The organism is Saccharobesus litoralis (assembly GCF_003063625.1).
Classification (GTDB): Bacteria; Pseudomonadota; Gammaproteobacteria; order Enterobacterales; family Alteromonadaceae; genus Saccharobesus; species Saccharobesus litoralis.
The window spans coordinates 2,322,587-2,346,866 of sequence record NZ_CP026604.1; the positions used below are offsets into that span (position 1 = coordinate 2,322,587).

Consider the following 24,280-nt stretch of genomic DNA (forward strand, 5'->3'; position numbering starts at 1 on the left):
TTACTTTTGAAACCTACTGAAAAGCAGGTACTTAGGATTTGTCAGGAGTGAAATACTGTACCAAGATAAAGAAACGATGTTTGGCAATATTACGTCTAAAAGCTAAGTCTTTAGCATCTCACCTATTATTGTCGAAATAAATTTCGACCTACATGGAAGTAGGGAATGCAGTTAAGCGTCAGGAACAGCGCACTGCGACCTACATGTAAGTTGGGAATGCAGTTAAGCGTCACGAGCAACGCATAGCGGCCGACATTAATTTAGTTTGTATTTCAACCTCGGTGCTTTCAACTGATCAATTTATTTTGAAAGTAGTACTAAATTGAATTGCTAGGGCTTGCTTTCAGTTTACTAACTTTAAAAACAAAAAACCGAGGCTAGCTCGGTTTTTTTAGATTATGCATTCAAACCCAAATTAATTAAACATCTAGGTTCGTTACCTCTAACGCATTGGTTTCAATAAACTCACGTCTTGGTTCAACTTGATCACCCATTAATGTCGCGAATAATTGATCCGCCGCAATAGCGTCTTCAATTGTCACTTGTAACATACGACGCGTTTCTGGGTCCATGGTAGTTTCCCACAGCTGGTCTGGATTCATCTCACCTAGACCTTTGTAGCGCTGTATGTAGATACCTTTACTCGACTCGGCAATAAGCCAATCATAACCTTCTGCAAAGTTATCAACGACTTTAATCTTTTCACCACGTTTAATATAAGCACCATCTTCCATCAATGAGCTAATCGTAGCACCAGCTTTAGTTACTGTTTTGTAATCAGCAGTATTAATAAAGTTGTGGTCAATGATATAAACATAGTCAACACCATGGGTACGAATATTAAATTGCGGTAGGTATTGTTGGCGCTCTATATCGAATTTAACTTCAGCAGCATATATTGATTCACTGCCTTCTTCTTTATTTAAATCGGCAAGTACTGAGTCAACCCAAGCTTGAATCGCGTCTTTATCTTTCAATTTATCATCAGTTAACATGTCAGCAAACTGAATGACATTAATCAGTGACGAGTTCCAATTACGAGCAAGTCTAGTTTTAATTTTGTTGGCCGTTTGATAATCGGTAACAATTGTTTCTAGCGCTTCGCCTGTGATTGCAGGCGCACTTTCGTTTACATGGAATGATGCATTTTCTAACGCCAAGTTAGTTAAGTAGCTTTCTAATGCATCTTCATCTTTAATGTATCTTTCTTGCTTACCTTTTTTAACCTTGTATAAAGGTGGTTGAGCAATAAAAATATGACCTCGTTCAACAATTTCAGGGAGTTGACGATAGAAGAAAGTAAGAAGTAATGTACGAATATGGGAACCATCGACATCAGCATCGGTCATGATAATGATTGAATGATAGCGAAGTTTTTCAATATCGTATTCATCTTTACCAATACCACAGCCTAATGCTGTAATTAGCGTACCAACTTCAGCAGAAGACAGCATCTTATCAAATCGAGCTTTTTCAACATTGAGGATCTTACCTTTCAGCGGCAAGATAGCCTGGTTTTTACGGTTACGACCTTGCTTAGCTGAACCACCCGCAGAATCACCCTCCACTATATAGAGTTCAGAGTGAGCTGGATCTTTTTCTTGGCAATCCGCTAGTTTACCTGGCAAACCTGCAATATCTAATGCACCTTTGCGGCGTGTCATTTCACGAGCCTTACGAGCCGCTTCACGCGCTCTTGCGGCATCCATGATTTTACTCACAACCGATTTAACATCACCTGGGTTTTCTAATAAAAACTCATTTAGCTTTTCTGCCATGGCTTGTTCAACAGCAGACTTAACTTCACTAGATACTAATTTATCTTTGGTTTGCGATGAGAATTTCGGATCAGGCACTTTAACTGAAATAACTGCAGTTAAACCTTCACGCGCATCATCACCTGTTGTTGAGACTTTTTGTTTTTTATTTAAGCCTTCTTTTTCAATAAAGCTATTTAGTGTACGCGTTAATGCCGCTCTAAAACCGGCTAAATGCGTACCGCCATCTCGCTGCGGAATATTGTTTGTGAAACAGAAAATATTTTCTTGGAAACCATCATTCCACTGCATAGATACTTCAACGCCAATACCATCTTCTTCACGTTGGCTAATAAAGCTAAACGCATTTGGATGTACAGGGGTTTTATTTTGATTTAGATATTCAACAAACGCTTTGATACCACCCTCATATTTAAAGTGGTCACGACGATCATCTCTTTCATCTTGTAGAATAATAGAAACACCAGAGTTTAAAAAGCTCAACTCTCTAAGTCGTTTAGCTAAAATGTCGTAGTGGAATTTTGTATCACTAAATGTTTCTTTTGAAGGCCAAAACTGTATTGTCGTACCGGTTTTTTCAGTATCACCAATCACAGCAAGAGGCGCATCAGGTTCACCATGAGTGTATGTTTGTTCGTGAATTTTACCTTCACGACGTATGGTAAGCGCCAGTTTAATTGAAAGAGCATTAACTACCGAGACACCAACGCCATGCAATCCACCTGAAACTTTGTAGGAGTTATCATCAAACTTACCGCCCGCATGTAAGACAGTCATAATAACTTCCGCGGCAGACACACCCTCTTCAGGGTGAATTGCTGTTGGTATACCACGACCATCGTCAGATACGCTAACAGAGCCATCAGAATGGATGGTTACAACAATGTCACGACAGTGTCCTGCTAAGGCTTCATCAATACTATTATCTACAACCTCAAAAACCATATGGTGTAGACCCGTGCCATCATCCGTATCACCAATGTACATACCCGGTCTTTTACGTACTGCATCAAGACCTTTTAGTACTTTAATCGATGACGAGTCATAAGTTTGTTCTGACATTTACTTACCTTTCATCTATTAACACTTGAGTTCCATGTTCCACGTGGAACACTTGGTATTCTCTATCTATTAATTGTTGTATTAGGGTTAAATCTTTTTTGATACTAGTAATAATGACTTGGCGTTCCAAATTAACTAAATACTTAATTAGTTTAGTTAAGGTGGTTTCATCAAGTTCAGCTACGACATCATCAATTAACCATATACATTTTTTGCTCGAGTTTTTTTCTATAAATTGACTCGCTGCTAATAGCATGCAAATCAACAATATTTTTTGTTCACCACGTGACAAGATGTTTTTAGCTGGCGTATCATCAATTTTAAATACCAGCTCATCTTTATGTACTCCATACTGAGTAGAGCCACGTTTAAGATCTAATTCAATACTTGAATTTAATATATCACCAATGTCCTCAGCTTCTTTCCAACCTCTTTTATATTCAACTTTTAGTTGACGTTGTGCGAGCAAGTTTTGTTGCCCTAACAATGAAAAAGTATCCAATAAAATTGGTGAAAATTGTTCTACGACATTGGCTCTGAGCTTAGATATTTGATTGTTAAGCTCAACTAATTTTGGTTGCCATGTTTGAGCAAGTCGTCTGTCACCAAATTTCAATGACTTATTTCTTTGCTCAATACTGCGATCATACTCTCGATATACTTGAGAAATAGTTTCATGTTCCACGTGAAACACTAACCAATCTAAAAATCGCCGTCTAACTAATGGGCCATCTTCAAGTAAGCTTGTACTAAGAGGTGAACAATTTACTATTGGAAAAAAACTAGATAACTCACTTTGCTTACGTACAGGTTTACCGTCTATACGTATTTCACTTTTACCATTTAGCGTTTTTCTAATACCAAACCGATTAACCAACTCATCGCAATGACCGCGTACTGATACGGTTAAATTATCTGTGCCTTTTTTAACTAAATCTTGAGTTTTATGGGTTCGAAAAGATCGACCAAAGCCAAGTAAATTAATGGCCTCGAGAATACTAGTTTTACCACTACCATTATTGCCAACAATAAGATTACAGCCCGGTTTTAGATCGAACTCCAATTTTTCAATATTTCTAATATTGCTTAAAACCAGCTTTTCTATGTACATAAACAAATAAGCCCCGGCGACTTGGCCAGGGCTTTATTTTACAATCTAAATTTATAGGCGCATCGGCATTACAACGTAAAGCGATGAGTCATCTAAGTTATCTTCAATTAACGCACTGCTGTTTGCATCGCCTAAGGTAATTTTGACTTCATTAGATTCAATCGCATTTAGGATATCAATCACATAAGCTACGTTAAAACCAATTTCTAACGAGTCACCTTGGTAATTAACGTCAACCACTTCTTCTGCAACTTCTTGCTCTGGGTTGTTAGCTGTAATGGTTAGTTCGCCACTGGCTAGGTTTAACCGAACCCCACGAAATTTTTCATTTGATAAAATGGCAGCTCGAGAAAAAGCTTGTTTTAAATAATCTTTTTCACCAATAACCGTTTTATCACCACCTTTAGGTAATACACGACGATAGTCAGGAAAACGGCCATCAACCAACTTACTAGTAAACGTAAAATTCTCGGTATTTAAGCGGATATGATTTGAGCCAACCGATACGTAGATGTTGTCCTCTGTATCTTCGATCAATCTGAGTATTTCCGTAACACCCTTACGAGGAACAATAACCTGACTTTCTTGTAATCGCTCGTTGGCGAGTTCATGCTGGGTTAAAGCTAAGCGGTGTCCATCAGTGGTAACACAACGGATCATGTTCTCTTGTGTTTCTAATGACATACCATTCAGGTAATAACGTACATCTTGCACAGCCATCGAAAACGATGTTTTCTCAATTAAGTTTTTAAGTACTTTTTGACTAACCGCAAAATTAATTTCACTTTGCCAATCTTCAAGATTAGGAAAGTCTTTTGCGGACAGTGTAGATAGTGAGTACTTACTTCTTCCACACTTAATGATTAATTTGGATTCGTCGAGCACAAATTCAATTAACGATTGCTCGCTTAAACCTTTACAGATATCAAACAGCTTTTTAGCCGGTACTGTAATCTGCCCATCTTCAGAAGCTTGTACCAACTCAACAGAAGCGACTAGCTCCACTTCTAAGTCGGTACCGGTAATGGATAAAACACCATCGCTAATATCGAGTAAAACATTGGACAAGATTGGCAGGGTATGACGACGTTCCACGGTTCCAGTTGCTAGTTGCAACGGTTTAAGGATGTCTTCACGGCTTATAGCAAATTTCATTTTTATTATATCCGTTGGTTACGACGATAACGTTCGAATTAAGTTAAGGTAGTCTTCTTTAATATCGAGGTTTTCTTCTCGAAGCTCTTTAATTTTTCGGCATGCATGCAAAACAGTTGTATGGTCTCTACCACCAAATGCATCGCCAATCTCGGGCAAACTATGACTGGTTAACTCTTTAGCTAAAGCCATAGCTACTTGCCTTGGTCGAGCAACACTCCTGCTACGACGCTTAGACAAAATATCAGCAACCTTAATTTTATAGTATTCGGCTACTGTGCGCTGAATGTTGTCTATTGTAACGAGTTTTTCCTGTAATGCGAGTAGGTCTCGTAACGCTTCCTTAACAAATTCTATTGTAATGGGTTTTCCGGTAAAATTAGCATGCGCAACAACGCGATTTAGTGCCCCTTCAAGTTCACGCACATGTGACCTTAAACGCTTAGCAATAAAGAATGCAACTTCATGCGGCAAGTTAACTTTGGCTTCTTGCGCTTTTTTCATCAATATTGCGACGCGCGTTTCTAATTCTGGCGGTTCAATCGCTATGGTTAATCCCCAGCCAAAACGCGATTTCAATCTGTCTTCTACCCCTTCAATTTCTTTCGGGTAGCGATCACTTGTCATGATGATTTGCTGGTTCCCTTCCAATAACGCATTAAATGTATGGAAGAACTCTTCTTGCGAACGCTCTTTTTTGGCAAAAAACTGAATGTCATCAATAAGCAAAGCATTGACTGAGCGATAGTGCTTTTTGAAACTTTCAATCGCATTATTTTGTAAGGCCTTTACCATATCTTGCACAAAACGTTCCGAGTGCATATAAATAACTTTAGCATCGGGATTACGATTTAAAATTTCATTACCAACCGCATGAAGAAGATGAGTTTTACCTAAACCAACCCCACCGTATAAAAACAAAGGGTTATACGAAACACCTGGGTTATCTGCGACTTGGCACGCAGCAGCACGCGCTAACTGGTTAGACTTACCTTCAACAAAATTATCAAACGTATAGTTTTCACGAATGTTTGACTTTAACTGCAAGCCCGCTTCGTTACGAGGCTGAACATTAGCCTTAGGAACATGCACGGCAGGTGCTGGGCTAAATGCAGGCGGTTTAATATCAGGAATACTATTTAACTTGTTACCTATTTCTAGTTTAGGTGCAGCTTGCTGCGCGACTCGACTATCTGTTGGCTTAGTGCCAACTTCAACTCTTAAACTAGGCAACTGACCACTATTAATCTGAGTTAAGTGCTGGTTAATAGTATCGGCATATTTATCGAGTACCCAATCACGCACAAATTTATTGGGCGCAAATAAAGTGACAACTCCACCTTCTTCGAGGCTTTGCAACGGTCTTATCCAAGTATTAAATTCTTGAGCAGGCAGATCTTGTTGCATGACATTTTGGCAATTTTGCCAGAGCGAGTTGGCCAAAGGATACTCCATTAATTAAGCAGGGGGTGCATTCAATCAAATTGTATCCACAAGTGCAACCATGCCTAGTTAACTTATTTCACAAGGCTAAAAAAACAAGTGTATCCTATTGTTTTTTAATAAAATATTCCTTAATTATTTTTGGTTATAAACCTCCATTTTTTACACCATTAAGATCTCGATTTTTTCTTGACTAATTCACTCTGTGGATAACTCGAGCATATATTAGCCAAACAACCAGAGTTATCCCAATTTAGATCAATTAATAGACAATTTTTGCTCAGAGTTAGTGCTAACTAGCGATAAATGAGCTAATCAATATTACAGCGAGATCCGATCAAACAAGGACTGGATCAAGATCCAGCATAGTTATCAACAATCAAAATTATTTTGCATTAGCTGAAGGATCAGCTTGATCTATTTATGACCACTAATATATAATTCGCGCCCTTCTAAAAGGCATGGCCGCCCTTTTAGTCTTACATTTGGCCACCAATTTGCAAATTTGGAAGTAATATTATGAAACGTACTTTTCAACCAAGTAACTTAAAGCGTAAGCGTACTCACGGTTTCCGTGCTCGCATGGCTACTAAAAACGGTCGTAAAGTTTTAGCACGTCGTCGCGCTAAAGGACGTAAAGTTTTAAGCGCATAATATCGCGTGAAAACTTATGCCTATGGTCGGGAGTTGAGACTCTTAACTCCCGAGCACTTCCAACAAGTCTTTAACTCTTCCCCGCGCAAGTTCGCGTGTCGTCTCTATACAATTCTTATTTGTAAAAATAATCTTGATAACCCAAGATTAGGCTTCACCATTTCCAAAAAGAAAGCAAAAAAAGCAGTCGACCGTAACCGAATTAAACGGGTAGCGAGGGAGCAATTTCGATTGCATGCCGCTGATTTACCTAATATCGATATGGTATTCATCGCTAGACAAGGTATTGCAGAGCAATCTAGCGCCGAAATTGCACGCGAGTTAAATATCACATGGCAAAAGATAAGAAAATTTTCCAAAAAATTCTGATTGCCATTATCCGTGGTTATCAAATTTTAATAAGTCCGTTGCTCGGACAAAACTGCCGCTTCCACCCAACCTGCTCTCGTTATGCAATAGAAGCAATTGAGCTACATGGACCCTTAAAAGGGACTTGGTTAGCAGGCAAACGCATATTAAAATGTCACCCATTTAATTCTGGGGGCAACGACCCTGTCCCTAGACGCCAGAAAACGAATTCGATATCTAAAGAGAACTAACTTAAATGGAATCACAAAAAAATTTCCTGATCATTGGTCTGGTATTGCTAAGCTTTATGATTTGGCAACAATGGCAAGTTGATTACAACACGCCTCAAGCACCAGCCGAAGCGACGACTAATGTTGCTAATCCATCGCAGTCTGTACAAAGCAATAGCCAAGGCGGGACATCAGATGTACCAACATCTGACTTACACCCTACGCCAGTTCTGGATAACGCTTCTTCGTTTATTACAATTGAAACAGACGTGATTTCAGCAAAAATTAGTTTGAATGGCGGAGATGTAACCGAGCTTAAATTATTGGCCTACCCAACAGAGAAAGATGGCGATACGCCTTACTCACTGTTTAAACCTGTGTCGGCTATTTTATATCAAGCGCAAAGTGGCCTTTCAGGCGTTGACACTCGTGCAGGACGTGCCGTTTACCAAGCAGATAAAGAAAACTTTGTCATGCAGGGTGACGAACTAAAAGTCCCAATGACCCACATCACTGCTAGCGGTCTGCAAGTCACTAAAGTTTTCACGTTTAAAGCCGGTAGTTACACGGTTGACGTTGACTACTTAATCAACAACCAATCTGCCACGGTATTGTCTACCCAAATGTGGGCGCAATTAAAACAAAGTACTTCGGTTCGTGGTGGCTCAATGATGATGCCAACTTATCGTGGTGCCGCTTATTCTGCGAACGATGATACCTATGAAAAAATCGACCTAGACGAGTTCACCGACAAAAAGCTTAATGAATCAACGCAAGCAGGTTGGGTTGCGATGATCGAACACTACTTCGTTAGTGCTTGGGTGCCAAATCAACAAGACAACAACCAAATTTACAGCCGCGATTCTGGCAATGGTAGTTACGCGTTAATTGGCTTTAAAGGCCCACAAATCGATGTTCTACCAGGTTCTGTAGAAACGCTATCAGCAAAATTATATGCCGGTCCTAAAGACCAAGATGCGTTACGCAACTTAGCTGATTACTTAGACCTTTCTGTCGACTACGGTATGTTATGGTTTATCTCTCAACCACTATTTGATTTGCTTAAAATATTCTACGGCTTAGTGGGTAACTGGGGTGTCGCCATTATCTTGATCACACTAGCCGTAAAAGGCGCCATGTTCTGGTTAACTAAAAAGCAATACACCTCAATGGCTAAATTGCGTCAGTTACAACCTAAAATGCAAGAACTAAAATCGCGCTACGGTGAAGACAGACAAAAAATGTCGATGGCGATGATGGAGTTATACAAAAAGGAAAAAGTTAACCCTATGGGTGGCTGTTTACCTATGTTGATCCAAATGCCTATTTTCTTAGCGCTTTACTGGGTGTTTGTTGAAAGTGTTGAATTACGCCATGCTGATTTTGCATTATGGATCAACGACTTATCACAGCAAGATCCATACTACATTCTACCTATCTTAATGGGTGCTAGTATGTTCTTAATGCAAAAATTACAACCAACACCAATGACAGATCCGGTACAACAAAAAATCTTCCAATACATGCCGGTTATGTTCACTGTGTTCTTCTTATGGTTCCCAGCGGGTTTAGTACTTTACTGGTTAGTCAGTAACCTAATTTCAATTGCGCAAATGCTAGTCATTAACCGCTCAATTGAAAAACAAGGATTAGGCGTTAAAAAGTAACATATAGTCAAAGCGATCAGGTTTTAGGGGCAGGTTTCCAGTTCCAGACGAAACCTAAGTACCTACATCCATGTAGGCAAAGCCGTCAAGCTTCGAGACCCCATGAGCATATGCTCTATTATGTGATTGGGGCTGCCTAAAGGGACTTAGGTAGTAGGACGACGCAGGAGCCAAAGTCGAGAGTAAGCGCTGACAATGAACCATAAGACCTGAGCGAGAAGACTATAGCGTTACGGCAGCCAAAATAGTTTGAAAAGGCCTACATTGTTAGGCCTTTTGTTTTTCAATGCTTAAAAGCATTCTATAATCCCACTCATCACCAGCCTTAAAGCAAAAAATAACATGTTAGATAACCAAGACACCATTGCAGCAATTGCCACCGCTCCAGGGCGCGGCGGCGTCGGTATTATTCGCGTATCAGGCCAACAAGCCGAACAAGTTGCTCAACAGATACTAGGCAAGGTACCCAAGACGCGGCTGGCTGAGTACTTAAAGTTTTATGACGAACAGGGCTCGGTTATTGACCAAGGCATTGCCATCTTCTTTAAAAACCCTAACTCGTTCACTGGTGAAGACGTACTCGAATTGCAAGGGCATGGCGGTCCCGTCATTCTCGATATGCTACTACGCTGTATTTTAAACATGCCTGGTATTCGCATGGCTAACCCAGGCGAGTTCTCAGAGCGTGCTTTTTTAAATGACAAATTAGATTTAGCCCAAGCCGAGGCCATCGCCGACTTAATTGAATCATCATCTGAACACGCAGCGCGCAGTGCATTACAAACCTTACAAGGCGAATTTTCCAAGTATGTACACGAGTTAACTGAAGACATTATCCACCTACGTATATACGTAGAAGCCGCCATCGATTTTCCTGAAGAAGAAGTCGACTTTTTATCTGACGGTAAAATACTTAGTGATCTATTGGCCGTTATCGATAACACCCAAACCGTGTTAGCCAAAGCCCAGCAAGGCGCCATACTAAAAGAAGGTATGCGAGTGGTAATTGCCGGTCGGCCGAACGCCGGAAAGTCGAGCCTACTCAATGCGCTGTCTGGTCGCGATTCTGCAATAGTCACTGATATTGCAGGAACAACTCGCGATGTGCTATCTGAACAGATCAACATTGACGGTATGCCATTGCACATTATCGACACCGCCGGTTTACGCGAAAGTCCAGATAAAGTCGAACAAATAGGCATTGAGCGTGCTTGGCAAGAAATCGCTAATGCGGATAGAGTTTTATTAGTTGTCGATGCAACCGACACTGAACACAGCCCTGAAGATTTTTGGCCTGAATTTTTTGCTAAATTACCGAAAGATCTTGGTGTAACGCTGGTGCGCAACAAGCTTGATGAGCTCGCTGCAGATCAGCAAGAACAAGTTGGGTTTAGCCAAGAGCAACCCTATCCCGTGGTGCGTTTGTCAGCCAAAACTCAACAAGGTTTGGATGATTTAAAAGAGCATTTAAAATCCATTATGGGTTACCAAAGCTCAACCGAAGGCCAATTTATGGCGCGTCGCCGTCACATAGACGCCTTAAACCGAGCATTAGAGCAACTTGAAAACGGTAAGGCTCAACTGGAAGGCCCTGCCGCCGGTGAACTGCTAGCCGAAGATTTGCGCGTTGCCCAGCAACACCTAAACGAAATAACCGGCGAGTTTACCAGCGACGACCTACTCGGCCGTATATTTGGTAGTTTTTGTATTGGGAAGTAACGATATAAACAAAATCCGTAAAGGTTAACCTTTTTCGACTGTATTTATTGTCTGGTTCCGTTTTTCTTTTTTTAGCAAAAACACTAAAACCAGCTTGTAGCCCTTTACCAATGAGGCATTGGTTTTCAAAACCAATGCCTCAAATCTAAAAACAAGGATTGTTTGCCAACATACTTATTCCTGTCCTTGTTAATTTAGCCAGTCGATTTACCCCATCAATTTAACCTGTAAAAGATACGCTACTCTATAGGAATAACTAAGCGCACCGCTAAGCCACCAAGTTGATGCGAGCGGCTAAGCTGTAAATCAATTTTGTGCCACTCGGCAATACGCGACACAATAGCTAGCCCCATACCATGACCTTTAGCTAACTTTGTGACAGGCGGCGTCATTTTTTGACTCGGCACATCTTCATGGTCGGCAATGCGATAAAATGGCAATAGCACCTTGTCAAACTCGTCTTTATCCATGCCTTTGCCATCGTCTTCTATCGTTAATATTAAAGCCGATTTTTGCTTAGTTAGACTAATTTTTATCTGAGTTTTGGCGTAGCGCACAGCATTATTAATTAAATTATTCAACAACATAGACATGTAATGTTTGTCCAGTTGTGCAGTAAACGCCTGATCCTGCGGCCAATCTAAAATAATATGGTTTTGAGTTTGTAGCGGTTTAAGCAATTCGCCTAATAAAGCGTTAAGTTCAACGGCTTGTAAACTTAAACTCACCTTGGCTTTCTCTAATTTGGCGTAATGTAATAATGATTCAACTAGCGACTCCATGGCGTCCAAGTCACGATCGAGCTGCTCAAAATATTGATTTTTGCTAGTGTCGGTATTGGTTTCTTGCAGCATATCAATACCAAATCGCAAACGGGCTATCGGTGTACGTAAATCGTGAGACACAGCTCGACTCAATAGCTTGTTATCGGCGATCAAACTGGTAATACGCTGCGCCATCTGGTTAAAACCCAGTTCAATATTGTGTAAATAGCTAAATTTCGATAACGGGATCCGTCTGTCTAATTGCCCTTCACCAAACTGCACCATAGCGCGGTTTACTAGCAATAAACGTCGGATCAAAGGTGTTAACCACAGGGCAATAAAAACAATAATGCCAAGATAGAACAACAAGGTCAGTAATAGCGGATCCGCTGTTTCTGGTTCAGTTGGCTCGGTTGTATTGGCAAATTGAAAACTAACCACGGTTTGACTTGCAGCTTGAAAGCTATGCAATGACACGCCCGATTGGCTATTTAAGACTAAAGGCTCACCACTGACAAATTGTTCGAATAGGGGCGTGGGTAATGGAAAATCATCAAGCCGAGCAAAACTGACTGACAAGCCTTGTGCAGTAAATTCTGACGCTAGTTCTGGCTGTTGCGCCAATACACGGGCTGATTGCAAGGCAAGCACCTGCCATTGTTTAGGTTCGATCAAGGGTGCATAGTCTTCATTGGCTTGAGATTGTGATTGATAGTACCAGTCCAATAACCAGCCTAGGCCTATCGCCGCCGTCAAGGTAACCGCGATCAAGGATAAGGTTAATCTACGCATTAACAAATAACGCCATTATGACCACGCATTCGCGACAAACAAATAACCTTTGGCGCGAATGGTTTTAATTTTTTCAGAAGGACTGGCTGTATCGCCCAGTTTTTTACGTAAACGCGACACCGCTATATCAATCGAACGGTCAAACCCGTCATACTCAATACCACGGCGAGTTTTTAATAACTGTTCGCGCGACACTATTTCCCCTGCCTGAGAAGCTAGACACCAGAGTAAATCGAATTCTGTCGGCGTCACACTGACAATATTCTGTTGCAGCGTTACCGCTTTACTAGTGGCATCCAATGTCAGACAGCCAAATTGCAATACGTTGGTTTGCCCAACATCTGAAGTAGCAACTTGCTGGCGCGCGTGGCGTTTTAATAAAGATTGGATCCGTGCTAATAATATTTTCGGGCGTACTGGCTTAGCAACAAAATCCGTTACTCCTAGCTCAAAGCCTTTCAGCTCATCGTTTTCTTCGTTACAAGCGGTTAGCATTAAAATCGGCCCTTGATAAAATGCTCGCGCTTGCTGACAAATATCAAAACCATTTACATTGGGTAGCATCACATCTAACAATATAATATCAGGGGTAAAGTCCTTAATGGTTTGCACAGCCAGCGCACCATCCGCAACATGCTTAATAACAAAGTCGTGATGCAACAAGTATGCGGCGATCCAATCTGCCAACGAACTATCGTCTTCAACCAACAACACTTTATGCATCACAAATCATCTCCATTATTAGCACAACCATGACAAGGCAAACGATTAACACTGCACATTATCCCTTACCCTTACCCTATGTCGTATGGCTTCTCAGATAGCAGCTAAAATAAGCGCCAACTAGACTGCCTATGCTTGCGATTACCATAAACCCAAGCAACTTCAACCTGCGTTTGACTAATATAGCGACCATCACCATCAACCAAGGCGAACTCTTGGTTAACCTTACCTTGCACTTCAAACTCTAGCTTGCCTTGGCTGGCTGCCTCCCAACAATAAAGGGCGCGCCGCTTAGTTAATGATACCAAACAATAATCATCCGCCTGTTTTGCCTGCCAAGCGAACATCACTGTTTGATAGCACATTTGCCCTTCTTTCAGCGCAATACAGCGCTGCGGCTCCACCGCCAAGTAGTCCTTTTGTTCAGCCATTGCTACTGATAAGCCAATTAACCCCAACATCCCGGCTAGTAACAAATGGCCGAAGCTCAGCCCCTTGCGGTTCCATTCGAATAAACGTTTCATCTTTAGAATACGTAACTCAGTGAGGTTAATAAAATATGCGCATCATCGCGCACGGTTAACGGACTATCAGCAACAGCATCAGCCAAACTCAGGTAACGGTAATTACTACGAAATACCCAATCTTCACTGATTGGATAAGCAACACCAATCTCAAAAGTGAAATCCACCCCAGCACCTGCTTGGTAAGCGGTTAAATCACTATTATTGGCCGCTTCTTGTTCGCTGACCCCTAAAAAGTGATTATAAACGGCAGCACTGGTATAAGTGGCGCCAAGTAACGCATGATAATTCCAATTACGTTTTTGCCAAGAGCGACCAACGAACAAACTGGCGCTTTCACCGTAATGTTGACCGGAAATATCGCTAAGTAATCTCACTTGAAAAATATTAGCGTTGCGGTAATAACTCAACCTAACACCGGCAGCAAAATCCCCTTCGCGTTCGCGTAAGTTTTGCCAATCATCACTATCGTCTTTGCCAAGATAACCAAATATAGGACTTAGGATCGCTTCTGCTGCCCAAGACTCATCATTCAATAGCCGATAACCTAAATTAAAACCACTTACCGACTCTGAAAAGGCTTCAACAAAGAAGTCTTTATATTGATAGCGGCCATTAATGTTGAGGTAAGCGCCCGTTTGCGTAAGTAAATTACCGGCTCGGTTGCCTTCGGGATAGCCGTAAATAGGATTGCGGTAAATACCTATACCCAGTCCAACATCCAAAAAGCCACCTTGCTCACTATCAGCCGATCTTACCCCTTGGGTAATAGACTGATTAATATCATTACTCTGGGCCGTTAAACTGGCTAACGCCAAACACAAACCAAACCATTTAATAAAGGCTGTCATACGCCTCTCCTACTTATGCCAAGTTGATACTCAACAAACAACACACATCGCGTTATCAAACTCAAGACAACGCCTCTGCGCCAAGTGACGCACAGCCACCTAACAATAGCCCCACCGCCACAGCCAATACTGCCAAAAGCAATTTAGCCACAACCTAACTCCTCATCATCTTTGCAAGTCAGGTTATTGTGGCAATAAAGTTCCCAATCAAGTGTAACGCTTTGTAACCTAAGCCAAGCGAAACCAAGATAACACCAAGCAAAATACCAGTAAAAGCGATGAATATCATACATTTAAGGCTTATACAGCAAAAGCCAATATGGCCAATTGTTACACTTGGTTACAAAAGGAAATTTTTGGTTACGTAAATCACAACTTAAATCCGCTACAGTCAATGGCATTCAAGCGAGATATAAAACACATAAGGAAATCCAACATGACTCAATCAGCAACGCTGCTAGCTATGTCGATAACTAGCGCGCTACTTAGCACGTTTAGTGTCAAAGCCAACGATAACCCAGCACAGGCCAGTAACGAAGATAAAACCGAAAAAATAGAAGTGGTTGGCAGCCGCCAGTCGTATTACACAGAAATAACCGAAGACACCAAAAAGCTCATCGAGCTACCTGGCACCTTAGGTGATCCGATTGCCGCAATATCTACTTTGCCGGGTGTGATTATCCCCGTGGCAGGCAACGAGCCAGCGGTGCGTGGCTCATCACCGGCAGACAATAAATACTATATTGATGGTTTGCCCGCCGGTTATATCTTTCACGAATTTAATACGTCGATATTCGATCGCAACACAGTACAAAACTTTCAACTGTATTCTGCTGGGTTTGGCGCTGAATATGCAGGTGCCACCGGCGCGGTGTTTGATGTGCGACTGCGCGATCCCAAAAAGCAAGATATCAAAACCACCATTGATGCCTCTTTACTGCGAGGAGGTATCTTTATGGAAGGCACTGTCACCGAAGATTCAGCATTTTACTTATCAGCCCGTAAAGGCTTAATTCAGTATTTTATGCCAGAAGAAGATGAAGACGAGGACGACGACGGCGTACGCATTAAAACGCCACCAGAAGACAACGACTATCTAGCCAAGTATGTCTGGGACATTAATGCTAACAATCAACTAACCATTAATTTAGTCGGTGCCGGTGACTTTGCCGAAGCGGATTTTGATGAAAAGTCAGACATGGCGGCACTTAATCCTGATTTTGCTGGCGAAGCCATGCTAAAAGACAGGTTTGATAGCCAAGGCATCACTTGGCGGCACCAATTTGCAACGGGCGCAGAACTCACCTTAAGCGCAGCCCATTACAAAAACCGCAGTAAAGTTACCTGGGGCGACAATTACTTTGAAAATGTCACCTTTGAAGACACCTTAGTCAAAGGCCAATTAAAAACCCCACTAAACGAAAGCCACACCTTAACATTAGGTGGTGAACTGGATAAAACAGACTTTAACTATCAAGCCCGCTCAGTGCTATTTGTTTGCACCGAGTTTGATGTTGAATGTCAAAATAATCGCCGTGAAGTCTTCACCCAAGACCGAAGTATCAAAGCACGAGAACAAACCGCCTATCTGATTGACTTTTGGCAAATTAACGCCAACTTAACTTTAGAATCAGGCCTACAATACACCCACAACGACTACCTAGACCAAACGCAAGTAAACCCAAGAATGGCCGTAACTTGGTATTTTCTTGATAACGTCGCATTGACCAGTTCAGCCGGACGTTACAATCGTTTTCCAGACATAGAAACGGTTCTGCCGGAAATAGGTAACCCCAAACTAAAAGCGCCAACCGCACAACACTACACGTTAGGCTTAAAGGGAGAAGTCGCTGACAACTGGAATTGGAATATTGAAACCTACTACAAAAAGCTGAAAAACTTACCACTCGGCCTCAGTGAACAAGAAAGCGACGCCGAGCAACTCTACGCTAATGATGTTACAGGCACCGCCAAAGGGGTTGATCTTATCGTCAATCGTGCCCTTGCCGACGGTTGGTATGGCTGGCTATCACTTAGCTATGCGAAAAGCGATAGAACCAATGAGCGCACCAATGAAACCCGCGATTACCGATTTGACACTCCCGTAGTATTGAATCTAGTCGGTAATTATCAGATCAACAATTCATGGACCGCCGGTTTTCGTTTTATTGCCAAAAGCGGTGAAGCAACAACCAAGATCAGCGGAATTGAACCCAACCCTGTTTTCCCAGATAAATATATAGCGACCTATGATCAACCATTTAACGATCGGCTACCAACCTATGCGCGTTTAGACTTACGTTTACAAAAAGATTTCCAAATGCTGGGCAATGACGCTAAGTTTTATATTGATGTGATCAACGCACTTAACCGCGAAAACATCGTTGAACGGGACCTTGACCACGAAAAAGTCAATCAAACTGGCCAACTATTTATGGAAGAAGAGGCTGACCTAGGGATCTTCCCATCTATAGGTATTTCATTTAGTTTTTAAGTTGTTTTTATATTTTAGGCATTGGTTTTGAAAACCAATGCCTCATTAATAAAGGCCTACAGAGGTTTTTCACATTAATTGGTTATTTTTAACAAACAAGACCAAACCCATTTAACGCTAAAAAGGACGATAAAAAATGCATAAACTTAAGGTTGGCTTAGCTATTTTACCTCTTGTACTGCTCGCAAGCTGTGCGACCGTTAAAACCATTAACCCACCACAAAACCAGGTACGCATTGAACACTATGGTAGCAAAAGTTATTGCAAATCCATTCCTCGAGTTTATAGCGGCCTCGCCTATAACGTATGCTTAATGTATGGCGAGCCCAATATTAAAGGCCATACGGGTAGTGCACTCAATGGCGTACCCTTTTTCATCATTGACTCAGCCTTTTCTTTAGTCGCCGATACTGTGGTTATACCCTACACCGCCAGCCAACAAGCAATTAAAGGCAATATACGCGTCAACTAAACTCAATACTGTTAACAACAAATGATCTCGATAGAGTATCGAGATCTGTGGGCGGCAAACCATCTGGAAACTTGCAAATATTAAGTCTTTTTAGAACAGAAAGGTTTGCTGGCTCACTTAAAAAACTTTTTAATAGATCCAAATCTCACCTAACAAATAGCGCTTTTTAAATTTTGCTTTGTAACTATTCAGCGTGTTTTGTAAATAGAGAGAAATTTCTACCGCAGGTATAAAAAATTACCGTCATACCTGAGTATTCAGGTATCCAGTGCCTTTAATAAAGTCACTAGATTACCGCATTCGAGCCAAAGGCGAGGTAATTAGCAACTCCAAGGCGCGTAAAACATATTACGCTGAGTAGTTACTTTAAATCTTTATTAGTACTAGTTTTTAAAATGGAGCGTTAGTTTTGAAACATATGTCTCATTAGTAAATGACGTGGAGATAAAAACCAAATCTAACCTTGTAAATACTTATCTCACGTATAAAAGTCTCGTTTAGTTAACTTGCCTCTTCATTTACAACAACGTCTTGATTTTTCACCTGCTGCTGCTTTTGAACGACTAACCACGCTATTAACATTGAATTAAAATAAGCAAAAAGTATTAACCCAACTTTATTTAGAATTGTCGTCATAAATACACCTTCCGCACTTAATGCCTGATTAATAGACGCTTTAGCATTCATAATATTTAAAAAAGCCCACCACAAAGCAGCCTCTGCTGTATCTATAGAGGAGTCATAGTGACGCTCAAACTCCAAAATAAACGCTGAAGACAAAGTGAAACTGACAAATACAATCAAGAAAATACATAGAGATAAAGTTTCATACTTGCTGGCATGTAAACTAGAGATGAGAATTTTGATTGATTTAATCGCTCTTAAATACCTTATGATTCTAACCAATTTAGATATTCTCCCCCATCGAAGTGGATCTATTGCTGGTATAGAGGACACAAAATCTATCCAGCCCCATTTTAGGTAACGCTTTTTAGATTCTGCTTTTAATAGGCAATAGAAAAAGTCAGATAGGAAAATGACACAGACAATTAAGTCAATAAATTGAAGTACCCTCTTAACTTCAGGATCAGAAATAAAAAAAGATTCAACAACCAATGCACTTAAAACGTAAATACTGAGAAATACTAAAACAAGATTATATAAAGGAGAGCGCGATTCATTCATTTGAAGAGTCCTTTCTAGCCACTGCCACAATCTTATGCAGGGGAATATAATAAGTAAATAACTTTTTATGGATAAAAAAAGCCCAGTTTAGTCACCTAAACTGGGCTTTAATCTTTGTATTATTTCGAATAAGTCAGTTAATTACAGGTATCTACCAACTTACGGCTTGTATCGGTTGGTTCTGGTACCGACTCTGTCGCATCATCTTTAACAAACACGACAGATATTGCCCCTAATATCATAGCAGCGCCAGCTAGCATGATTATATAAATGGCATTATTGTCGAACACTGAGCTTAAAATCCAACCTGCAAACAAACCCGATACAATTTGTGGTGCTGCAATCGTAAAGTTGAATATGCCCATATAAACACCGGTTTTTTCTGGTGGTAATGAGCCTGCCAAAATGGCGTAAGGCATAGCTAAAATTGCCGCCCAAGCAATACCAATACCTATCATAGGGATCACTAAGTTTAACGCGCCGGTTGGAATTTCTACCGTGGTGATTAATAGGTTAGCTTGAACAGGTGTAGGGTCATTAAACAAAATAAAGCTCATGTAACCAATACCACCTGCCAATAACGACAATGAGTAAGTCAGTTTACGCCCAATTTTATTGGCGATTTTTGTTAAAAACACCGAAAATATCGCCGCGAATAATGAGTAAGCCGCAAATAAAATACCAACCCAATCGCCAGCTGCACCTTTAGCTTCACCAACAAAGGCCGGTACAACATCTAGTGATTCTAAATAATGTGAGTCAAACCATTTAGCTTCTAAGCCCCATGCATTTTGCGTGATCGCCGGCATGGTATATACCCACATAATAAACAAAGCAAACCAAGAGAAGAACTGCACAACGGCCAATTGCTTCATGGTGGTTGGCATAGATTTCATTAAACCAAAGAAACCTTTAATTTTGTCGCCCACACTGAGTTTTTTCTCTGCGGCTAATTGCTTTTGCACTTCTTTTGGATCTAAGCCTTTGTAGGCATAGTATTCTTCAGGCGGATATTCACGGGTTTTATAGACTGTCCATAAAACGGTACCTAGCATAATAGTGGCGCCAATATAAAAAGCGATAGTCACTGAAGGTGCCACTTCACCGGCTTTGGCTGCATTCTCTAAGCCGACGACATTAGTCAGAACAAAAGGTAAAATCGAACCTATGATCGCCCCAACATTAATTAATAAAGATTGTACCGAGTAACCTTGGTTACGTTGCTCTGCCGGCACCATGTCCGAAACCAAAGAGCGAAATGGTTGAAAGGCTACATTAAATGAAGCATCCATTAACGCCAGCATGACAGCGCCAAAGATCATGGGCGACATCAGTTGCACAAACAATGGCGCATTGGGCATCATACACATAGCCACAGCCGCAGCAGCCGCACCGCCTAAAATATAAGGATTACGTCGACCGACACCATTCCAAGTGTGATCCGAAGCGGAGCCAACAATAGGTTGAATTATTAACCCCATAATGGGTGCGACTAACCAAAACAGAGAGAGTGAGTGCAGATCAGCACCTAAGTCTGACAAAATACGACTGACATTAGCGTTTTGCAGTGCAAAACCAAATTGCACGCCTAAAAAGCCAAAGCTAACGTTCCAAATTTGCCAAAATGAAAGTTTAGGTTGTTGTTTCATTTAACGATTCCCAGATTTATACCGTCATACAATCCGCTTGATTTAGCCAAAGCCAATTAAACTGTACAAAAAATTAACAAATTTTATTACAGCATGTTTTATGGCGATCCGCGAGAAACAAATCAATACATACGTATGCCATAAAATTTTCTTGCGATTTCAGCCGTTTGATCTTGGAGCCGCAATGTCGAACCCAGTTGTGAAAACGACTTGGTGGGTGTAATCCAATTAAAGGGAATATGCGGCAATATTGCAGGAAGTATTAGCGGGCTAATTCGATTGATTCATTCTTGAATATAAACCTCAGCTTTTTATCCAAATACACAAGTCAGGAGAACAAAACTGATTTGTTTTAACTCTAGTTTTAAGCTGTTTTTATATTTTAGGCATTGGTTTTGAAAAACAATGCCTCATTCCTAAAGGGCTAGAGAGCTATTTTGTTATATTTGGCTTTATGGACAAAACACAGTTAAATCTTTTAACGCTTGTTTATGTTGTTTGTATTGCGGATCGAAACGGCTCACTAAGCGCCAAAATTGGCGACTGTGATCAAGGTGTTTAAGATGGGCTAATTCATGAATAATTACCGAATCAACCACAGGCTCGGGCATAGCAGCCAAGCGCCAATTAAATGCCAGTTCTTGGCGGCTATTACAACTGCCCCATTTAGCTTTGTAGTTTTTAACCTGCCAACTGCGATAACTCAGCGCCATTTGCGCGGCAAGTTCAGGTAAGCGGCTAGTCAAATAACTACTGAGTTGTTGACTGTAAAAGTCTTGTAATAGCTTTTGCAAATAAGCTTGTTGATTATCAATATTGACTCGCGATGAAACAAATAACGCCAAAACATTATCTTGTGTTGCAAAACAAAACTCAGTTTTACTGTGTAAGCTAACCTCTAGTTTAATAGGTTCGCCAAACAGTAAAAATTGGCTATCGCGACTTATCACTTCGTTGTGCGCTTGCTCAGCCAAAATATCACTTTGCTCGGCGAGTTTACTTTCGATCCACGCTTGTTTGCTGTGTACCATATCGCGAATATCGGCCTCGGGTAACCAAGTCGGCACAAGTACCCTAACCTGTCCTTTTTGCACGATCACAGAAATGGTTTTACGGCGCGCAGAGTGCTTGATTAAATAATCGAAAGGCATGAAATAAAAAGCGAGCTATACGGTTACAATGCCAGCAGTATAACCCGCATAGCCTAAGAACTTAACTCTAGTCACTCATATCTGATAGGTTTATGTCGGGTGGCGTGGCTTCGCCACTTAACCGACCTACAAAACAACGTAGGTCGGATAAGCCGCAGGCGCATCCGACGTTAATGGATAACTCAAGCCCCTGTTGCAGGTTGAAACCTAGCAAATAAACATTACGACAAACCAGAAAAAGCGTAATGCACGATTGGGTCGTTATGCCCTCCGATGAGTTAACTAAGAACTTAAATAAGCTTTTACTGGTAACGATTTAGGTAATTTGCTAAAAAAGACAAAAGTATAAAAGTACGTAAGTGTTTTGATAGAAAAACGTGTGCATTGCGTACTGTTGAATTGTTATACAAATCGAGTAACTAGCGAGTAAACATGGATATAAAAGTTATCGTAGCCCTAATCGGATTGCTTGGTGTCTTAGCAAGCGCTTTAGTTCAGTATTTCCTTGGACGGCAGGCTGAGACACGTAAAAAACTTATAGAAATTCGGGCTCAGGCCTACTTAGATCTTGTAAACATCGTTTCAGAAATAGCGAGTTCATCCAAACACAGTGTTTCGCGTCAGCCGAATCAACTCAAGTCACTCACTCAAGCTAAAACTAGAGCCGTGCTTGTTGGTAGTGATGAAGTTGTAGAGGCTATAGAAAATTTCTGGAATAAGTTTGGAATATTAGCTACCGATGAGTCTTTTTCTGCTTTCACTTTAATTGTTCTAGCAATGCGTAAAGATTTAACCGGTAATAATAAAGTTTCAGAAAGCAATTTAAATTCTGCATTATTTGGGAGCAAAGGCAGTGCATAACAAAGTGCTTAGTTTGACCTCCACTGCGGCAAATTAGCACGTCGTTATAAACACTAGTTGAATCATCTTATGGAAGCTGAATTTTTCTACCTTCAAGAAGCTAAGTCTCAAGCTGAATTAGCTGTTTATTCATACCATGAATACGAAAAATACCTTAAGAGTCGTGATACAGAAAAACTGTTTTATTACTTGCATCATTTCGCCTTACATTCGACGAATATTGATAAATTACTTTTTCCTATTCCTAGTAAGCGAAATAATTTTAAATTTCGGCTTGAAATTTTAGAAACGATTCAACAAAAAGTTCAATTTAACTCTACAGAGGTGCGTAAACTGAGAAACCACTTAGAGCATTTTGACGAGCGACTTGATAAATATGTGAAAAATTATAACGGCCAGCCATTTTTTGATAACAATATTTTCACTGGTGTAAAAGGCCTTCCCTTAAACAAAATTACTTATTTAAGAGCCATTGATGGTGATAACTACCTCTTTTACGGTGAGCAATTTAATATAAAGCAAATATATAAAAGTGTTAGCTTAATTTTAAAGGCTTTAAACGCGTACCTTAATGAGTAGTATGTTTAACAAATTAGGGTATGTGGCGCGAAGCCGACACATCATCCCTGTGTTGGACAAACACCTAACTTTGTGGTTTGGATTTCGGTCGGGTGGCGTGGCTTCGCCACTTAACCGACCTACAAAACAACGTAGATCGGATAAGCCGCAGGCGCATCCGACGTTAATGGATAGCTCAAGAGCTGCCAGAATTGTAAACTCCCACCTTTTCAATCATGCCCGCTGGAAACGATTTATTTTAATTTCTGTTTGCAGGGTGTAACAACTGCAACAAAGTCGTGTCGCGATTCGCTGCGCTCATGGCAACCTACGGAGTATTTTTTCTATCTATGTTAAGCTTCAGTGTAATTTTGATTAGTTGAGTTTTATTGCCTCTGATTGCGAGATTATATACCCGTAAATAAAAAGTCGAGTGCTGCGATAATCTCATTTCGAAAAGCACTCAAGTCATTAACTTCTTCCTTTAGTATCTTAGTTGGAACACTAGTGGCCTGTTGAGTGAGAATAACAAAGTCACCCTCTTCAAGGTGAATGATTGGGCACAAATGGCTTGGGGCTGCCCCTTCAAGAAGTTCCAATGGCGTCAATGGAATAACAATTCTTGTATCCAAATTACTCAGAAGATCAGATTGAACATCGACAAAATAAGGGTAAGCTCTCGTTGTAGCCTTATCTTTGTTCTTATAGAGTGAAAATTGCGGCATTAAAACTTCCTATAAGAATCTGAGAATAAGCCATGCTCTTCAGTAAACTTATTGCAAGATTCAACTGCTTCAGTATTTTGGTTAATCCACTCATCACGTAACTTAGCCTTAACTTCTCTCGCTAGCGCTTTTTCCATCGTTGCAGATAAGTTTATGTTTAACCTTTTCGCTTCAGCCAATAGTTCACTGTTTAGGCTAAGGTTTGTTGCTTTCTTAGCGGGTTGTGTAGAACGTACATTTCTCATGGTTTCCACCAATGCGCATACTCAATACGCATAATCTTAGTGAAAAATCGGGCATATAACAAGCCAATAAAAACGGACAAAAATTAACACGTAACAGGGGGGTTAATGTGGCTTGGGTT

Annotated in this window: 22 protein-coding genes; 9 read left to right on the plus strand and 13 right to left on the minus strand. The window is 40.7% G+C overall.

Annotated elements, in window-relative coordinates; translation table 11 throughout:
* Positions 1 to 419: 419 nt before the first annotated feature.
* The 4 genes from gyrB to dnaA are packed head-to-tail and all read right to left on the minus strand — an operon-like array spanning position 420 to position 6,549.
* Entirely contained in the window at positions 420 to 2,840 is a 2,421-nt protein-coding gene (gyrB, locus tag C2869_RS08015) for a DNA topoisomerase (ATP-hydrolyzing) subunit B (RefSeq protein ID WP_108602440.1), read from the minus strand.
* 4 nt (positions 2,841 to 2,844) lie between these two features.
* On the minus strand, positions 2,845 to 3,951 hold the full coding sequence (gene recF / locus C2869_RS08020) for a DNA replication/repair protein RecF (protein WP_108602441.1): 1,107 nt from the start codon (positions 3,949 to 3,951) through the stop codon (positions 2,845 to 2,847).
* Between the two features lie 51 nt (positions 3,952 to 4,002).
* A complete protein-coding gene (gene dnaN / locus C2869_RS08025; RefSeq protein WP_108602442.1) occupies positions 4,003 to 5,106 on the minus strand; it encodes a DNA polymerase III subunit beta in 1,104 nt (367 codons plus the stop codon).
* Between the two features lie 18 nt (positions 5,107 to 5,124).
* Positions 5,125 to 6,549 carry a chromosomal replication initiator protein DnaA gene (gene dnaA, locus C2869_RS08030; RefSeq protein WP_108605006.1) on the minus strand — a complete coding sequence of 475 codons (1,425 nt, stop codon included), beginning with the start codon at positions 6,547 to 6,549 and terminating at the stop codon, positions 5,125 to 5,127.
* A gap of 519 nt (positions 6,550 to 7,068) precedes the next feature.
* On the opposite strand from dnaA, the gene rpmH reads away from it, so the two are divergent.
* The 5 genes from rpmH (at position 7,069) to mnmE (ending at position 11,167) form a co-directional block, all read left to right on the plus strand.
* Positions 7,069 to 7,203 carry a 50S ribosomal protein L34 gene (rpmH, locus tag C2869_RS08035; RefSeq protein ID WP_067157157.1) on the plus strand — a complete coding sequence of 45 codons (135 nt, stop codon included), beginning with the start codon at positions 7,069 to 7,071 and terminating at the stop codon, positions 7,201 to 7,203.
* Between the two features lie 6 nt (positions 7,204 to 7,209).
* A complete protein-coding gene (rnpA, locus tag C2869_RS08040; protein WP_108602443.1) occupies positions 7,210 to 7,572 on the plus strand; it encodes a ribonuclease P protein component in 363 nt (120 codons plus the stop codon).
* Positions 7,536 to 7,802 (plus strand): membrane protein insertion efficiency factor YidD, encoded by a 267-nt coding sequence (gene yidD / locus C2869_RS08045; RefSeq protein WP_108602444.1) that lies wholly within the window; start codon positions 7,536 to 7,538, stop codon positions 7,800 to 7,802. The genes rnpA and yidD overlap by 37 nt, the downstream gene beginning before the upstream one ends.
* Positions 7,803 to 7,807: 5 nt before the next feature.
* Complete coding sequence (gene yidC / locus C2869_RS08050; protein WP_108602445.1) at positions 7,808 to 9,448, plus strand: membrane protein insertase YidC; 1,641 nt, start codon at positions 7,808 to 7,810, stop codon at positions 9,446 to 9,448.
* Between the two features lie 342 nt (positions 9,449 to 9,790).
* Positions 9,791 to 11,167 (plus strand): tRNA uridine-5-carboxymethylaminomethyl(34) synthesis GTPase MnmE, encoded by a 1,377-nt coding sequence (mnmE, locus tag C2869_RS08055; protein ID WP_108602446.1) that lies wholly within the window; start codon positions 9,791 to 9,793, stop codon positions 11,165 to 11,167.
* Between the two features lie 239 nt (positions 11,168 to 11,406).
* Here mnmE and C2869_RS08060 read toward each other — a convergent pair whose 3' ends face one another.
* From C2869_RS08060 to C2869_RS08075, 4 genes are all read right to left on the minus strand, one after another.
* On the minus strand, positions 11,407 to 12,723 hold the full coding sequence (locus C2869_RS08060) for an ATP-binding protein (RefSeq protein WP_108602447.1): 1,317 nt from the start codon (positions 12,721 to 12,723) through the stop codon (positions 11,407 to 11,409).
* Between the two features lie 15 nt (positions 12,724 to 12,738).
* On the minus strand, positions 12,739 to 13,446 hold the full coding sequence (locus C2869_RS08065) for a response regulator (protein WP_108602448.1): 708 nt from the start codon (positions 13,444 to 13,446) through the stop codon (positions 12,739 to 12,741).
* A gap of 104 nt (positions 13,447 to 13,550) precedes the next feature.
* Positions 13,551 to 13,970, minus strand: coding sequence for a DUF3019 domain-containing protein (locus C2869_RS08070; RefSeq protein ID WP_108602449.1), 420 nt, complete (start codon positions 13,968 to 13,970; stop codon positions 13,551 to 13,553).
* Between the two features lie 2 nt (positions 13,971 to 13,972).
* Positions 13,973 to 14,821, minus strand: a complete 849-nt coding sequence (locus C2869_RS08075) for a MipA/OmpV family protein (RefSeq protein ID WP_108602450.1) — start codon at positions 14,819 to 14,821, stop codon at positions 13,973 to 13,975.
* A 436-nt stretch (positions 14,822 to 15,257) separates the two neighbouring features.
* Here C2869_RS08075 and C2869_RS08080 point away from each other — a divergent pair, with 436 nt between their 5' ends.
* Together C2869_RS08080 and C2869_RS08085 are read left to right on the plus strand one after the other, a co-directional pair.
* On the plus strand, positions 15,258 to 17,315 hold the full coding sequence (locus C2869_RS08080; protein WP_199915640.1) for a TonB-dependent receptor plug domain-containing protein: 2,058 nt from the start codon (positions 15,258 to 15,260) through the stop codon (positions 17,313 to 17,315).
* A gap of 136 nt (positions 17,316 to 17,451) precedes the next feature.
* The gene (locus tag C2869_RS08085; RefSeq protein WP_108602451.1) at positions 17,452 to 17,787 is read left to right on the plus strand and encodes a YceK/YidQ family lipoprotein; all 336 of its coding nucleotides are present in this window, start codon (positions 17,452 to 17,454) and stop codon (positions 17,785 to 17,787) included.
* Between the two features lie 501 nt (positions 17,788 to 18,288).
* Here the strand turns inward: C2869_RS08085 and C2869_RS08090 are convergent.
* The 3 genes from C2869_RS08090 to C2869_RS08100 all read right to left on the minus strand — a co-directional run bounded on the left by C2869_RS08090 (position 18,289) and on the right by C2869_RS08100 (position 21,772).
* Positions 18,289 to 18,972: an ion transporter gene (locus C2869_RS08090; protein WP_108602452.1), complete on the minus strand. Its 684-nt coding sequence runs from the start codon at positions 18,970 to 18,972 to the stop codon at positions 18,289 to 18,291.
* Between the two features lie 137 nt (positions 18,973 to 19,109).
* Complete coding sequence (locus C2869_RS08095) at positions 19,110 to 20,621, minus strand: MFS transporter (protein ID WP_108602453.1); 1,512 nt, start codon at positions 20,619 to 20,621, stop codon at positions 19,110 to 19,112.
* Between the two features lie 452 nt (positions 20,622 to 21,073).
* Positions 21,074 to 21,772 carry a M48 family metallopeptidase gene (locus tag C2869_RS08100; protein ID WP_108602454.1) on the minus strand — a complete coding sequence of 233 codons (699 nt, stop codon included), beginning with the start codon at positions 21,770 to 21,772 and terminating at the stop codon, positions 21,074 to 21,076.
* A gap of 432 nt (positions 21,773 to 22,204) precedes the next feature.
* Between C2869_RS08100 and C2869_RS08105 the strand changes: the two genes are divergently transcribed.
* Both C2869_RS08105 and C2869_RS08110 read left to right on the plus strand, forming a co-directional pair.
* Positions 22,205 to 22,633 (plus strand): hypothetical protein, encoded by a 429-nt coding sequence (locus tag C2869_RS08105; protein WP_108602455.1) that lies wholly within the window; start codon positions 22,205 to 22,207, stop codon positions 22,631 to 22,633.
* Positions 22,634 to 22,702: 69 nt separating this feature from the next.
* On the plus strand, positions 22,703 to 23,212 hold the full coding sequence (locus C2869_RS08110; RefSeq protein ID WP_108602456.1) for a hypothetical protein: 510 nt from the start codon (positions 22,703 to 22,705) through the stop codon (positions 23,210 to 23,212).
* A gap of 386 nt (positions 23,213 to 23,598) precedes the next feature.
* Here C2869_RS08110 and C2869_RS08120 read toward each other — a convergent pair whose 3' ends face one another.
* Entirely contained in the window at positions 23,599 to 23,916 is a 318-nt protein-coding gene (locus tag C2869_RS08120; RefSeq protein WP_108602458.1) for a CcdB family protein, read from the minus strand.
* Positions 23,916 to 24,161, minus strand: a complete 246-nt coding sequence (locus C2869_RS08125; protein ID WP_108602459.1) for a type II toxin-antitoxin system CcdA family antitoxin — start codon at positions 24,159 to 24,161, stop codon at positions 23,916 to 23,918. The genes C2869_RS08120 and C2869_RS08125 overlap by 1 nt, the downstream gene beginning before the upstream one ends.
* Positions 24,162 to 24,280 lie beyond the last annotated feature (119 nt).

Bases quoted from the DNA above. Each gene is read 5' to 3' on its own strand.
- gyrB (WP_108602440.1), bottom strand. From the start codon at position 2,840: ATGTCAGAACAAACTTATGACTCGTCATCGATTAAAGTACTAAAAGGT.
- recF (WP_108602441.1), bottom strand. From the start codon at position 3,951: ATGTACATAGAAAAGCTGGTTTTAAGCAATATTAGAAATATTGAAAAA.
- dnaN (WP_108602442.1), bottom strand. From the start codon at position 5,106: ATGAAATTTGCTATAAGCCGTGAAGACATCCTTAAACCGTTGCAACTA.
- rpmH (WP_067157157.1), top strand. From the start codon at position 7,069: ATGAAACGTACTTTTCAACCAAGTAACTTAAAGCGTAAGCGTACTCAC.
- yidD (WP_108602444.1), top strand. From the start codon at position 7,536: ATGGCAAAAGATAAGAAAATTTTCCAAAAAATTCTGATTGCCATTATC.
- yidC (WP_108602445.1), top strand. From the start codon at position 7,808: ATGGAATCACAAAAAAATTTCCTGATCATTGGTCTGGTATTGCTAAGC.
- mnmE (WP_108602446.1), top strand. From the start codon at position 9,791: ATGTTAGATAACCAAGACACCATTGCAGCAATTGCCACCGCTCCAGGG.
- C2869_RS08060 (WP_108602447.1), bottom strand. From the start codon at position 12,723: ATGCGTAGATTAACCTTATCCTTGATCGCGGTTACCTTGACGGCGGCG.
- C2869_RS08065 (WP_108602448.1), bottom strand. From the start codon at position 13,446: ATGCATAAAGTGTTGTTGGTTGAAGACGATAGTTCGTTGGCAGATTGG.
- C2869_RS08070 (WP_108602449.1), bottom strand. From the start codon at position 13,970: ATGAAACGTTTATTCGAATGGAACCGCAAGGGGCTGAGCTTCGGCCAT.
- C2869_RS08075 (WP_108602450.1), bottom strand. From the start codon at position 14,821: ATGACAGCCTTTATTAAATGGTTTGGTTTGTGTTTGGCGTTAGCCAGT.
- C2869_RS08080 (WP_199915640.1), top strand. From the start codon at position 15,258: ATGACTCAATCAGCAACGCTGCTAGCTATGTCGATAACTAGCGCGCTA.
- C2869_RS08085 (WP_108602451.1), top strand. From the start codon at position 17,452: ATGCATAAACTTAAGGTTGGCTTAGCTATTTTACCTCTTGTACTGCTC.
- C2869_RS08090 (WP_108602452.1), bottom strand. From the start codon at position 18,972: ATGAATGAATCGCGCTCTCCTTTATATAATCTTGTTTTAGTATTTCTC.
- C2869_RS08095 (WP_108602453.1), bottom strand. From the start codon at position 20,621: ATGAAACAACAACCTAAACTTTCATTTTGGCAAATTTGGAACGTTAGC.
- C2869_RS08100 (WP_108602454.1), bottom strand. From the start codon at position 21,772: ATGCCTTTCGATTATTTAATCAAGCACTCTGCGCGCCGTAAAACCATT.
- C2869_RS08105 (WP_108602455.1), top strand. From the start codon at position 22,205: ATGGATATAAAAGTTATCGTAGCCCTAATCGGATTGCTTGGTGTCTTA.
- C2869_RS08110 (WP_108602456.1), top strand. From the start codon at position 22,703: ATGGAAGCTGAATTTTTCTACCTTCAAGAAGCTAAGTCTCAAGCTGAA.
- C2869_RS08120 (WP_108602458.1), bottom strand. From the start codon at position 23,916: ATGCCGCAATTTTCACTCTATAAGAACAAAGATAAGGCTACAACGAGA.
- C2869_RS08125 (WP_108602459.1), bottom strand. From the start codon at position 24,161: ATGAGAAATGTACGTTCTACACAACCCGCTAAGAAAGCAACAAACCTT.